The organism is Shewanella sp. NKUCC01_JLK (genome assembly GCF_019345615.1).
GTDB classification, from domain to species: domain Bacteria; phylum Pseudomonadota; class Gammaproteobacteria; order Enterobacterales; family Shewanellaceae; genus Shewanella; species Shewanella oncorhynchi.
The window spans coordinates 71,688-84,646 of sequence record NZ_JAHKRD010000015.1; the positions used below are offsets into that span (position 1 = coordinate 71,688).

Genomic DNA, 12,959 nt, shown 5'->3' on the forward strand with positions numbered 1-12,959 from the left:
TGCATTTATACAGCGTGACTTGAAGCTATGGGCTTCGGCATTATTTTGAGGCTGTTTGGGTATAAGAGATCACTTCTGCCTCGAGTGAAGCAATAGCCTGAGATACGGCTTCAACATAAGCATTCAACTGCTGATGGCTCGCATTTTCCAGCATTTCACAGGCAGACATAAGCTTCTGTGCATCGATAATTCTCGCAGCACCTTTGATCTTATGGGCGAGATCTTTGATGGTACTCAAATCATTATTTTCGAGGGCTACATACAGGGACTGCAAGTCGCTTTGATTGCTTTTAAGGAGTTCTTTAAGCAATTTATCGACTAACTCTGCATTATTTCCTGTGAGTTTTTCTACTGCGTCAGCGGCAAAATGTGTGGCGGTTATGGTGATTTTCTCTGGGGTAAACCGTTTAATCATACTTTCTAGCTCCATTAGGCTGATGGGTTTGAATAAACAGTCATCCATCCCTGCAGTTAAACAGGCATCCTTGGCTTCTTTTTGGGCATTAGCGGTATAGCCGATGACGATAGCATGCGTGTGACGTTTGTGTTCGAGTTGGCGAATTTTCTGACAGAGTTCATAACCGTTCATTTCTGGCATATTACAATCGGTGATCACCACAGGGTACTGTTTACTTTCGAACATGTTTAAGGCAATTAAGCCATTTTCTGCTTCATCAACACTATGGCCTAAATATTTAAGCTGCTGGGCTAATAGCAAGCGATTCGCAGGGTGATCGTCAACAATTAAGATATCGAGGGGATTACTCACATGCGATTCTGGAATGGGTTGTGAAGGGTTATGGATTGCTTCGGCTTCAAGCTGGGTGAGGGTTAATTGCATGCTGATCTGAGTTCCTTGATGCAATTTACTTTCAAGGGTTAAACTCCCACCCATCATTTCGCACAGAGAGCGGCTAATCATGAGCCCAAGCCCTGTACCACCATGGGTTGTGTGGGTCCCTTGTGCTTGGCTGAAAGGGGTAAATAGTTTCTGTTGGTCCTCCCCCGAGATGCCAATTCCTGTATCCGTGACAGTAAATAGAATCGTGTGGGTTGTATTGGTGAAACTTTCTGATTGAATTTTCACTTTTACTCCGCCGCTGTCAGTAAATTTAATGGCGTTGCCAATTAAATTTGACAGTATTTGTTTAATCCTCATAGGGTCAACGAGTACATCATTCGCAATAACAGGATCGAAATCCAACTGTAAAGTGATTCCTTTTTGCCTTGCTAGTCCATCAAACACTCTCACGACAGAGGTTGCAATTGTCTTAAGATTGGTTCTCATGGGCGAAAGTGACAGCTGACCCGCTTCAATACGAGCAATATCTAAAATATCACCAATAAGTTCAAGTAAGTCATTAGCGGAATCATAGGCAACTTTAATTGAATTTAAATCAAACTGTTGTGAATTTGTACGTTTTAGTACCAGTTCTAACATTCCTATGATGGCATTCATTGGCGTACGGATTTCATGACTCATAGTTGCTAAGAAAGTACTCTTTGCTTGGCTTGCACTGTCCGCAGCTTCCTTAGCATATTCTAATTCTTCAATAAGCTTGACTCTATCGCTGACATCTATCCAACCACCAATAATCCCTTCTATATTGCCAGCTTCATCGCCATAGGATTTAAACCAATGATAAATATTATATTTATGTCCATTTATATGAAGTTCTCTATCCTTAAATACGGCAAGACCATCCTCTAAGGCTTGCACATATTCTTTATCTACAATAGGAGCCTCTTTAGAGCGACTGGCTCCTTCCATTGTGGTCTTATATAGCAAATCTTCGCGTGAGGCGTTGAAAGTATTAAGGTAACTCTCGTTACACATAGTCAGTTCACGCCGCTTATTTCTTACATAAATAGGATGAGGTATGGCATCAACAATGGACTGCATAAATTGCAGTTGTTGATTAAGTTCTTTTTTGGCTAATAGCCGCTTGCGATAATGAGTTCGAGTGTAAAGAGCCCAAATAATTGAGACTAAAATCATGATCGTTGAGGCAATCACAATAGTGTAAATAGTGTACTTATAATCCTTCCAGCTTTGGCGTGCAGGCAGGGCATTACGGCGCCAGCGATTTTCTGCCATTTGTAATTCATCAGGAGGAATAACAGTTAATGTTTTATTAAGTATACTCTTAAGTAGTTTATTTGAACTCGCCATTCCGAATGCCACAGACGCTCTTGGCATTTCATCTATGATCTTACTTACTTCTAAAGTATCGCTGAAATAACTATTTACATAGAAGTCGGCTAAAGCCAGTGGTACAATAGTGGTATTTGTTGCACCAGTCGCTATATCATTCAATGCCTCAAGATAATTGTCAGCGATTATAATGTCTGCATTAGGATTTATTTTTCTGAGCATGTTATCATTAAAAGTACCATCGGGAACAACTATAGCGTTAATATCTAGGTCTTGTGCATTTTTCTGTGTTACAAAAACATAAGGTGAATTTGAGAATTCTTTAGTAAAAATAATATTTTTATTAAGATCTTCACTCGGTGAGAATATTGTCATCATAGCTTTATGATTGAGGACGGAACTAATCTGTTCTGAAAACCTATTGTTAACAATATAGTCAAACTTTAGCCCTGAATACATTTGTATTAGTTCCAAAACCTCAATGCCAAACCCTTCAGCGTTATGTGTATCGTCAAGGTATGTTAGCGGTGCCGCATACTTATTAATTGCCACTGTTATTTTAGGGTTTTTTTGTAGCCAAGCCGTCTCATCTGCTGTAAAACTGGGGAGTTCTGAGGTAAAAGGAATGGTGCTTCCACCGCCACTCCAGCGTTTTCTAATCAACTTTCTCTGTTCGAGTGAAATATTACTAATAGATTTATTAATTATATCTATTAAGGCCTTATTTTGTTCTGTTGTAGCAAAGGCGCTGCCATAGGAGTTTAGAGACAAGTGAGTGTCTAATTTAAGTTTTCCAGAGAAGTTGTTGTTTATTAAATAGTTGGCGGAGACTTGGTCGACTATCACAGCATCAACTTGCCGAAATGCAGCTGCAGCAACGGCCGCCTGTCTAGAGGAAAATTTGAGTAATTTTCTATTTGGATAAATATCTGTTATCGCTTCATCTGGTAAGTACTCATAGGCCATAGACATTGACTTGATTTGTTCATTATCACCTAAGTTAGCATTTCTGAATATAGAAGGCTTATCAACAGTATAAGGTGTACTTAGTAGCAGACCGTGCATTTGTTCAAATTTATTTGCTGTAGTAATTAGATCTACTTCTCCATTGAGCGCTGCGGTAATTGTTTTTTCCCGAGATGCATAACGTTTTATATTGACTTCAATGTTGAGCATATTAGCAATAATATGTATATAGTCAGCACTAATTCCTTTATAAAACTCTTGTTCACCATTTACTGTCATGTCAAATGGTGGATAGTCAGGCGACGATATGCCAATATTCAGCAATCTATATTTTTTAAGTGTATCAATCTCTTCTAATGATAGCTGGATAGGCAATGCAGCCTTCTCTTGATAGCCGACCAAATGATAATGGGTAAATTTACTTTCATGTGCTAGTGAATAAATTGAATTTAGACTCAATATAAGAATGAAAATAACATTTCTCATATTAAGTTTTGCCTCTTTGCTATTTCAATTATATCTACCAAATTTTTTGCATTTAGTTTATCAAGTAGTCTAGTTTTATATGTGCTAATGGTTTTGTTACTTAACAGCATACGCTCGGCTATTTCTTTATTAGATAAGCCGACTGCTAGCTGCTGCAATACCACCATTTCTCGAGTTGAAAGCTTTTTTACGAGTTCGGCCTCGTCCTGACTCGATTTAGCAATCATGTTGTTATTGCTTATAATCGGAAAATAGGAGTGGCCTGTGAGAATTGCTCTAAGCGCGCCAGTGACTTCATTCATGTCCTTTTGTTTAGAGACAAAACCTGAAGCTCCGGCTTGAATACAACGGGAAACAAAGTGATCAGATGGTTGTGCCGTCAAGACTAAAATTGGCGGGCTCTTTACGAGTTTTCTTGACCTTTCTATCACTTCTAATCCATCTAATTGGGGGATGCCAATATCGAGAATAACAGCATCGGGTGAGAGTTCTTTAATAAGTTTTAATGCATCAACACCATTATTGGTTTCTGCTATCACTTCAAAGCCACTTTGTTCTAAAATGATTTTTAGTGCTAAAACAACAACTGGATGATCATCTACTATTAATATTTTTCTTTTCATTCATGTAACTCCATAACTATTGAGTACAGATTTTATCCTTTGTAAGTCGCTACAGTGAAATAAAACTATGTGATTAAGATTTTTCCTACATATTTTTCAGCAATTTCTTTTAAATAATAGTCGTAAAATATTTGAAGGCAGATGAATTTAATCATAGGCATTCTCATTGTTTTTAATTCATAAACATCTGTATATATTTGTATCTCGAGTTTTGATCCTCTAGTGATTTAAATTATAGCTGACTATCTATATCTCGGTGTTGCAGCTTTTTTGCGGCAAGGGCGTAACAGGCATTTGTCTATTAGTATTTTAATTTTAAAGGGTATTCAATGGGTAAGGTTAGAGTGATTGTCTTAGAAGACCACCCCTTTCAACGTGCAGTACTTGAGCATAATCTTGCATCTCTTAGCAACGTTGAGGTGTTTGCTTTTGGGGCAGCACAAGATGCGCTTGTTTGGCTCGATGAGCATCATAGTGCGGACATAGTGATATGCGATCTCATGATGGCAGGTATTGATGGTCTATCGTTTTTGCGCAAAGCAAAAGCAAAATACGATATAGCTTCAGTTGCATTATTTAGTTGTATTGATAAGGAACTCAGGCGGTCTGTATCGCAGATGATTAAAATGCTTAATTTTGAATATCTTGGTGATTTAAGTAAGTGCCCATCAGTGGATAATTTGCAGCGTATGTTAGATAGATTTACCAACAGTCGCATTCAAAGGAGTCAAATAGCTTCGGGTTTTATCGCAGCTAGGTGCCCCGAAAATTTTGTATTTGAGGATTTTGAACAGGCATTGAAGCAAAGACAGTTCGTGGGGTTTTATCAGCCTAAGTTTGATGTTGCAGGCTTTAGCTTGAAAGGGGCAGAAATGCTCGCACGCTGGCATCATCCTGATTTTGGATTGTTAAATCCCAGTACTTTTATTGACCGGTTAATTTCACATGGCTTACTTGACGATTTATTCTTACAGTTATTCGAGCAAGGCTGCGCTTTACAACAGCGTTTACAACAACATGAAAGCCTAATTTCTCTCGCCTATAATCTCGATATCTCGCAACTCAATTCGACTAAATTAGTGTATCAGATTGTCGATATGGTAAAGAAATTTAACATTCTTCCTCAATGTATTACCCTCGAAATTACTGAGACGGGTTTGTTGGCTGCGCCAGCAGTGAATATGGAGAATTTAATCCGCTTGCGAATGCTAGGATTTGAATTGGCGATTGATGATTTTGGTGCTGCACATTCTTCATTGGCACGTTTATGCGAATTGCCTTTCTCACAAATTAAATTAGATGGTTGTTTTGTGCGTGAACTTAGTGTGGAGCCTAGGTGCCAAGCCGCAATTTCCAGCGTGATAGCGTTATCACAAGCACTTAATATGGAGTTAGTGATAGAAGGTATTGAAACAAATTCCCAATTAGTATTGTTGCAACAGCTTGGCTGTACGATTGGACAGGGCTTTTGTTTTTCTCGTCCTATTGATGAGCAAACATTTATCCAACGTTTTTTCCCTGCGAGTTTACAGCTTAAAGAATTACAGGAGCTTAACCTTGATTTTTAGTAGACTAACTTGTTTTTGTTAGCCCACTGATCAAGGATTTTCGGTTCACTTTCAGTCCTATTTGTTCATTATTTTCTGGCCATGAATAATATTGTCTTGGACGTTTGAAGCGGGCGATTTTGTTGGCAAGGAATAGTTCGAGCGTATTTGCAATCGACTCTGGGTGGTGGGTTAAACTGCCGCGAATGATGGCGGCAGGGAGATTACCAAATTGTACATCTGGTATGGCGAAAACGATTGCATCGTCTATTTGTGGGTGCTGTTTAAGCGCGGCTTCGATTTCTTCTGGCTGGATGTTTTCGCCGCCGCAGATAAACATATTATCGACGCGACCAAGAATGCGCAGATTACCATTTTCGTCCCATTCACCCTTGTCTTTAGTGTAAAACCAGCCTTCTTGGTCGATGCCAGCTTGTATTCCTTTTGGGGTGAGGTAGCCCATAAACAGGCATTCGCCGCGCACCCAAATCACACCGTCTTCGATTTTAAGTTCACGTTTGGGAAGCAATTTGCCACTGCTGCCATCGCTTAATGCGGGACCTGTGGTGATCTGCGAGCCCATTTCTGTCATGCCGTAACTGGTGTAACTGGTGATATTGCGTTGCTTAAGTTGTTGGAGTAAGTCGATTGAGACTGCACCGCCACCAAGTAATAAGGCTTTGATACTTTTAAGCTTGCTCGTATCGGCGAGTAACTTGCTCAGTTGTGTGGGAACGAGAGATATGTGAGTCAACTGATCTTGGTCAATCTGCTGACCAAGGCTAAGCGCTTGATCTGGCATGACAACACTGGCACCGACTAAGGCACAGCGGTTTAATATCGCAAGACCGCCAATATGGAATAAGGGCAAGGAGAGTAGCCAGGCATCACCTTGTTCGAGTGGGATTAAGCTGCGTGCACCTTCGGCATTGGCAATATGATTCGCTAAGCAATGCACCGCCGCTTTGGGAAAGCCACTAGAGCCTGAAGTTAAAATCACATTAGCTGGACGAGTAAAGTCGACAGGCAGAGCCAAGTCACTGCTAACGCGATTGAAATTTATGCGCAAGTGATGACAATTCTGTCGTTCACAAACCTCAGCACTCCAAACATAGCGGATCTGATGTTGATCAATTAAGTCTTGGATCTGCGCGAGGGGAAAACGTGGCGAGATAGGAAAAAAGATTACTCCTATATCGATGCAGGCCCAATAGAGACAAATGATCTCGAGATTATTGCTAGCAATACAGGCGAGCGGCTCACCGTTTGAGATCCCCGCAGCGCTTAGCTGCTGAGCCAGTGCGATAACGCGCTGGCTAAGCTCTGAGTAACTAATGTCTTCCCCCGCCAACTTGATGGCTGTCTGCTGTGGAAACGCAAGCGCAGCTTGGTGCACGGGTGACAGCGCAAGCGGTTTTGATAGGCAGGCATTAGACAAACTCGTTTCCCTCACTTGTAGCTGTATCATCATTTTGTTGCATTGAATCAATGGAGTGCAGTGCAATTGGCTCAAGTTGCGCGAGTGTGAGGCAGTATTTTTTACCCGATGACACGACTAAATCTTGGCTAAAGGCGCTGAGGGTATCGAGCCCAGGGATTTCATCCGGAGTGAGAATCGCGGCTAAATGGACCAGATCATTAATGCCTAAACTGTTCTCTAGACTCGAACTGATAATGCAACGTACGCCATAGCTTTGCGCCGTATCGATTAAATTAGCTAGCTTTTCGATACTGCCGAGCAGCATAGGCTTGATGACAAGCGCAGTCAGGCCATTTTGCATTACAAACTGGTATTCTGGATCGTTGAGCGATTCATCGAGGGCATAGGGTATACCAATTGCTTGATAAAATTCATGATTATCGTGAGGATTCAGGCAAGGTTCCTCAATGTACTCTATGGTATCTAGGGGTAAGCAAGCGGCAAATTCGATTGCTTGCTCAAGTGTAAACCCTCGGTTCGCGTCCAAACGCAATTTGAGATCGGGGCGGGTACGTAAAATGCCATAAATCAGGCTTAGTTCATCTTCGATTGAAGTTTGCGCGACTTTGACTTTAACCGAACGAACATTCCTGCTAAGGGCGGCAATTTTGCTATCGAGCAAGTCTTTGCTGGCATCCGTTGGATGATAAATCAAAGGGACTGTGGCCGTTTGTGGACGGATGGCATCGAGTTTGCCCATTAACTTGGCATGTAACAGACTTAAACCAAAGGCCAAAGAAGGGTAAGGACTTTGCTCGGCGCATTCCAGTAATGTATCAATATGCTGACCGCAGAGTTGGGGTAATAATCCAGTCAAAGCCGTTTGCACTTGAGTGAGTGTTTCACGGCTGAACCCCATCAAGGCTTGTTCATCGACATCTATGCCAGAGAGTGGGGCAATTTCAACTTCGACTTGTCTATGCTCGCCACCAACATTAGCGCTGGCACTTACACTGGCTTGTAGTACTAATCCCGCTCTGTGATCGATACGTTGCTTACCGACGGGCAATAATACGTCGAGCGGTAGTCGATATTGATACAGGTTAAGCGAAGTTAATATCATATATTTCCTACATTTTAATTCTGTTATTACCCTAGCAACTTCACTATTTTTGAGGTTAATGCCTCGGGAGCGGCTTGGTGTATGTTGTGGCCGGCGCCGTGAATACTATGGACGAGGATGGGCGCGTGTAATTGCCACTCTTGGGCGAGGGCGTGGAACTTAGCATCTTGGTTGCCCGCAAAGAAATGGCACTCACAGGTAAGCTGCAAAGGTACATCCCACATCGATGCTTGGTGTGCGAGTGAGGTGGCTATGAATACCTCTTTAAGCCGCTGTTTAGGATGCAGATCTAATGCTGCAGAACGATGCTCTATTAAGGTTTTTCGTTTGGTAGCCGTCATATCGGCAAATACGGGCTGCTGATACCACAAGCTTAAAAAGTCTTTGCTATTCAGATGCAGTAAACGCTCGGTCCACTGGGTATCATTTTTGGTTCTGGCAAGTTTTTCTTGCGGGTCTGTAAGTCCAGGATGGCAGGATTCGAGGTTTAGGCTCAGTAGTCTTTCTGGATAGGCTTTGGCAAGGTGCAGAGCAATACGGCCACCGAGAGAATAACCGTAGAGATGGAATTGACCAATATGAAGGCCATTCAGGTGTGCCAACACATCTTCAACACATTGGTTAAATCCATCTAATTCGGTTGGCTTCAACTCCCTTTGGTTATCTCCATGGCCCGGCAGATCTAAGCAAATACAGTGAAAGTGCTGGCTTAGTGCAGGCATTAACGGCAACCAGTCGGCCTTAGTGCCTAAAAATCCATGCAGTAGCACTAAGGTCGGTAGTGAAGAATTGCCGTAACGGGCCATGGTTGGCATTAGCTTTGTCTCACCCACAAGTTGAGCTCGGCGATTTGGTCGCTGGCTTGTGTTTGACTTATATTGACTTCAATGATCGAAGCCCCCTGAAAATCCAGCGCTTCATTATAGCTATCTTGAAAATCGGCTAAATTATCCACTTGATTATAGGGCAAATTAAACATGGCTGCGGCGTAGCCAAATTCTAAGCCGTGGCTGAGTCGATAATAATCGCTACGGACTTGTTCATTGGGAACGGGCAATAAGTTGAAGATATTACCGCCATCATTATTGAGGATCACGATCACCAGCGGGCTGGTTAAGCCTTTAGCGATGGCCAGTGAGTTAAGATCGTGCAGTTGTGATAAATCACCGATGATTAAACTCGTGGGTTTGCCTTCATGGGCCGCAATACCGCAGGCGGTGGCGAGTAGTCCGTCAATACCCGATGCGCCACGATTAGTATAAGTGGTTGCCGTACAACAACTGACAGGGGCATACATGTCGTACAAGCGTACAGGCAGGCTGTTGCCGATAAAAAGCTGCTGTTCTAGCGGACGTGTATTGGCTATGGCACGCACAACTTGTGCTTCACCAAATTCCCCTTGGTCGATATTGCGCACAAATAAGTTATACAATTCATCGTTATAGGTGATTAGGGTATTCGCCCAGTTTGCCGAGGATGAGCGATACCAATTTAAGGCCGCAAACTGCTGTGCATTCGCGTGCCAAATGTGTTTAGCATTGTGGCTAGGGTCAAGCCTGTCTTGTTCTGGTAAAACCTGCCAGTAGCTGTGCCAATTTTGCTCGGCGAGATAACCTATCAAGCGCTTTGATAATAAACGGCCGCCGAATACGAGTACACGATCCGCTTCCTGCAATAGATTGCGCGCCCTTGGATGTTGCAACAGTTGATCAATATTACCTATCGCCGCGGGATGCTGACGCAGTTGCGACTGGGCATCGGTAAGTAATGGCCAGCCGATTTTTTGCGATAGGGCAATGAGCTGTTGTGGATCTTGTTCAGGCGTGAGAGTACCGACAACGATCACCCCTTTACCGTGGACGAACCGCATAATGGCATCGTCACTTGGGCTGCTCACCTGTTTGCTCTTACCGTATTGGGTATACGGGCGTGCGAGCTGCAGCCAAGTTTGCAATGGTTTGAGGTAAGGTGATTCGGCATCGAGAATCGCGCCACCGAGTTCACTCGGATACAAGGGCTCACGGTACATGCAGTTGATGTGCACTGGGCGAGTTTGATTCGCCACTGCTTCATCCACTGTGGTAAGCAACGCCTGCGGTGCGATATGTGTATCCGGTGTTGGCAAATTCACTTGAGTGGCATAATTCGCAAAAATTCCCGGTTGGACTATGGCTTGATTGGCACCGCAGCCGAGTAATTCTGGCGGACGATCGCCACTTAAGACGATTAAAGGTACATGGGTCAGCCACGCCTCCACAATGGCAGGGTACAAGTTGGCGACTGCTGTGCCTGAGGTCGTAATGATGGCGACTGGTGCGCGGCTGGCTTTTGCTAGACCTAAGGCCATAAAGCCAAGCCCACGTTCGTCGAAATGTAAGTGACGCTGGAGTTTAGTTTGCTGGGCGGCGGCGAGGGTTAGCGGTGTTGAGCGCGAGCCCGGCGCCATACACACATGTTGCACCCCAAGACGTGCTAACTCCTCAAGAATAAGGGCGCCCCAAATAAGATTAAGAGTGGCTGTATTTTCGGTCCGCATAGCTGAATCTATTAGGATAAAGATGGGCTTAGTGTAACGTGTTTATGCTCCAAGATGTATGCTTGGTTTAACAATTCTCGAGTGGATCGTATGGGGGCTGAGGTGGAGCCTAAGCTAAGGCAGAGGATGCCTGTCACCTCGTGTATCGGTGGTTTGTTGTTTGGGTATGTTGAGCTATTTGCTTGGCTAGATAATACGATCGACGATTTTTTTAATCTCTCCGCTTAACCATTTTAAGTCCTCATTGATTGCATTAGGCTGATTTTTTTGCACTAAGAAAATCGTTGGGGTTTCTGTATCTGCATATAAACGTTCTGCTTCATACTGCGATAGTTGACACGTATGCAGTTCAGGAATATCGCTCACCATTTCGTAAACTATCCGATAAGGCAATAGGGAGACTGCATTACTTTCGCCTAGATATTCAAACAAACTTGAAATACTGGTAATGGTAATTTCAGTATTGAGTTTAATGCCATTCGTTATGCAAAACTCTTGGTATGGACTCAATTTGGTGCTGGGATTACCAAGATCCGTATTGACATAGGGGTATTCCGCAATCGTTTCTAGGGTGATTTCCCGTTTAAAAATAGGATGATGCCTGCTAGCAATCAGGTAGAGTTTGTCCATACGTTGCAATTCAGTCGTTAGCAGTTTATCGCCGAAGGCGGCAACATCGGCAGCACTTTTATTGCAACAAATACCTAGGGTTGTATCACCATTAATAATGTCTTGAGTCGTATGCATAGACCAAGGGTTTATATTAATGTGCATGGGTTTTTGCTCTTCTTTAATAGCCTGCATCAAGGCTTTAGGAAAGGTGTAGGCAATTAATCCTGGTGCTGCAATTTCGACATGTGTCTTAACTTGGCGAGTGTTTGCTATTCTGGCTTTTTGAAACTTATCAGTACACTCAATTGCTTCTTTTGCAATTGGATATAAATGAGTAGCAAACTCATTTGGGAATAAGCCATATTTACGACGAATAAATAACTCATCACCAAAAATTTCCCGTAGATTTTTAAGGCTACGGCTGATTTTAGGGGCTGGAATGTCTAGCGCTTTCGATACATAGGTTGCTGACTTGTTCTCATATAATGAAACAAGTATTTTTAAACTCAGAATATCGAGGCCATCCATGTTACTAATGTGCATTTTTTATATTCCTTAATATTGAGCAAATACTTAAATCAATGCCTAATTATGGTGCTAATTAATAATTTTAATGTGAAACTAATCCCAAGTTTTGGATCTAGATTTTATCTATGTGTATCAAAGGTTTTTTGATTTATTTTTAATATTTAAAATGGTTTTTCATAAAATTTAAAATTTCAAAAACTGATATTTACATATTTAAAATGCAAATACTGAATTATCAAGTATCAATATTTGTATTTAAGATTTACATAATTTTGCAATGTGACGCGCAATGTAAATCATTGTTTATATTTAAGTTGTTATTTGCAAGTGTGACATGTGTCAAGAAAAAATAAGTGTTTTCAAATAATACTAAAGTTGCTTTAAAGGAGATAACAAAAAATAAATTAGTTTTTGGAGGCGTGTATGAATACTTCAGTCATTCTCAGCTATGCGTTTATGTACTTCGTACTATTCGTAGCAGTACCATTCGTGTTTGTGATGTTTGTCATGACTTGCATTAAGTTTTTTAAAGCAGGTCCTGATGAAGCCGCACATCATGAGATGAAACTTAAACCAGTATTGTTTGATAAACAAAGTTTCAATTTTTTTAAATCATTAAAAACAGTTGTTGAAGGTAAATACGATGTTTGTTGTAACGTGCCATTGGACACTGTATTTGAGATGGACAAACATGATACGGAATTAAATCATGAATGCCGACTTGATTATGTATTGATCGACCATGATTCATCTGAAGTGAAAATGGTTATCAGTGATTTTGGCAAAGAAACTAACTCACCACTGAAAAAACTGTTTAGCAAGTTCAATATCAGTTTCATTGAAATGAACCAGCATAAACAGTGGGATACTCAGAGTCTTAAGCAAGCCTTGGCTGTGTGATCTTGACCGTCGGGTTCGGAATTATCCGAACTCGACCCCTTCTTTACCTTCCTACGGATAAAT

At 41.9% G+C, this 12,959-nt stretch carries 9 protein-coding genes; 2 read left to right on the forward strand and 7 right to left on the reverse strand.

What is annotated here, in order from left to right; genetic code table 11:
• Nucleotides 1-40 precede the first annotated feature (40 nt).
• On the reverse strand, nt 41-3,607 hold the full coding sequence (locus KO537_RS16435; protein WP_219234945.1) for a transporter substrate-binding domain-containing protein: 3,567 nt from the start codon (nt 3,605-3,607) through the stop codon (nt 41-43).
• Complete coding sequence (locus KO537_RS16440) at nt 3,604-4,230, reverse strand: response regulator transcription factor (RefSeq protein ID WP_113940277.1); 627 nt, start codon at nt 4,228-4,230, stop codon at nt 3,604-3,606. The genes KO537_RS16435 and KO537_RS16440 overlap by 4 nt, the downstream gene beginning before the upstream one ends.
• Nucleotides 4,231-4,574: 344 nt before the next feature.
• On the opposite strand from KO537_RS16440, the gene KO537_RS16445 reads away from it, so the two are divergent.
• Nucleotides 4,575-5,798 (forward strand): EAL domain-containing response regulator, encoded by a 1,224-nt coding sequence (locus tag KO537_RS16445; RefSeq protein WP_346729628.1) that lies wholly within the window; start codon nt 4,575-4,577, stop codon nt 5,796-5,798.
• 4 nt (nt 5,799-5,802) lie between these two features.
• Here the strand turns inward: KO537_RS16445 and menE are convergent, their stop codons facing one another.
• The 5 genes from menE to KO537_RS16470 all read right to left on the reverse strand — a co-directional run bounded on the left by menE (nt 5,803) and on the right by KO537_RS16470 (nt 12,011).
• On the reverse strand, nt 5,803-7,215 hold the full coding sequence (gene menE, locus KO537_RS16450) for an o-succinylbenzoate--CoA ligase (protein ID WP_219234949.1): 1,413 nt from the start codon (nt 7,213-7,215) through the stop codon (nt 5,803-5,805).
• Nucleotides 7,208-8,320: an o-succinylbenzoate synthase gene (menC, locus tag KO537_RS16455; protein WP_219234951.1), complete on the reverse strand. Its 1,113-nt coding sequence runs from the start codon at nt 8,318-8,320 to the stop codon at nt 7,208-7,210. The genes menE and menC overlap by 8 nt, the downstream gene beginning before the upstream one ends.
• A gap of 26 nt (nt 8,321-8,346) precedes the next feature.
• Complete coding sequence (menH, locus tag KO537_RS16460) at nt 8,347-9,135, reverse strand: 2-succinyl-6-hydroxy-2,4-cyclohexadiene-1-carboxylate synthase (RefSeq protein WP_219234953.1); 789 nt, start codon at nt 9,133-9,135, stop codon at nt 8,347-8,349.
• Nucleotides 9,135-10,856, reverse strand: a complete 1,722-nt coding sequence (gene menD / locus KO537_RS16465) for a 2-succinyl-5-enolpyruvyl-6-hydroxy-3-cyclohexene-1-carboxylic-acid synthase (RefSeq protein ID WP_219234955.1) — start codon at nt 10,854-10,856, stop codon at nt 9,135-9,137. Before menD ends, menH begins: the two co-directional genes overlap by 1 nt.
• 186 nt (nt 10,857-11,042) lie before the next feature.
• Nucleotides 11,043-12,011 carry a LysR family transcriptional regulator gene (locus KO537_RS16470; protein ID WP_105250597.1) on the reverse strand — a complete coding sequence of 323 codons (969 nt, stop codon included), beginning with the start codon at nt 12,009-12,011 and terminating at the stop codon, nt 11,043-11,045.
• Between the two features lie 408 nt (nt 12,012-12,419).
• Here KO537_RS16470 and KO537_RS16475 point away from each other — a divergent pair, with 408 nt between their 5' ends.
• Complete coding sequence (locus KO537_RS16475; RefSeq protein WP_105250596.1) at nt 12,420-12,896, forward strand: DUF2726 domain-containing protein; 477 nt, start codon at nt 12,420-12,422, stop codon at nt 12,894-12,896.
• The last annotated feature ends 63 nt before the right edge of the window (nt 12,897-12,959 follow it).

Bases quoted from the DNA above. Each gene is read 5' to 3' on its own strand.
- KO537_RS16435 (WP_219234945.1), bottom strand. From the start codon at position 3,607: ATGAGAAATGTTATTTTCATTCTTATATTGAGTCTAAATTCAATTTAT.
- KO537_RS16440 (WP_113940277.1), bottom strand. From the start codon at position 4,230: ATGAAAAGAAAAATATTAATAGTAGATGATCATCCAGTTGTTGTTTTA.
- menC (WP_219234951.1), bottom strand. From the start codon at position 8,320: ATGATATTAACTTCGCTTAACCTGTATCAATATCGACTACCGCTCGAC.
- menH (WP_219234953.1), bottom strand. From the start codon at position 9,135: ATGCCAACCATGGCCCGTTACGGCAATTCTTCACTACCGACCTTAGTG.
- menD (WP_219234955.1), bottom strand. From the start codon at position 10,856: ATGCGGACCGAAAATACAGCCACTCTTAATCTTATTTGGGGCGCCCTT.
- KO537_RS16470 (WP_105250597.1), bottom strand. From the start codon at position 12,011: ATGCACATTAGTAACATGGATGGCCTCGATATTCTGAGTTTAAAAATA.
- KO537_RS16475 (WP_105250596.1), top strand. From the start codon at position 12,420: ATGAATACTTCAGTCATTCTCAGCTATGCGTTTATGTACTTCGTACTA.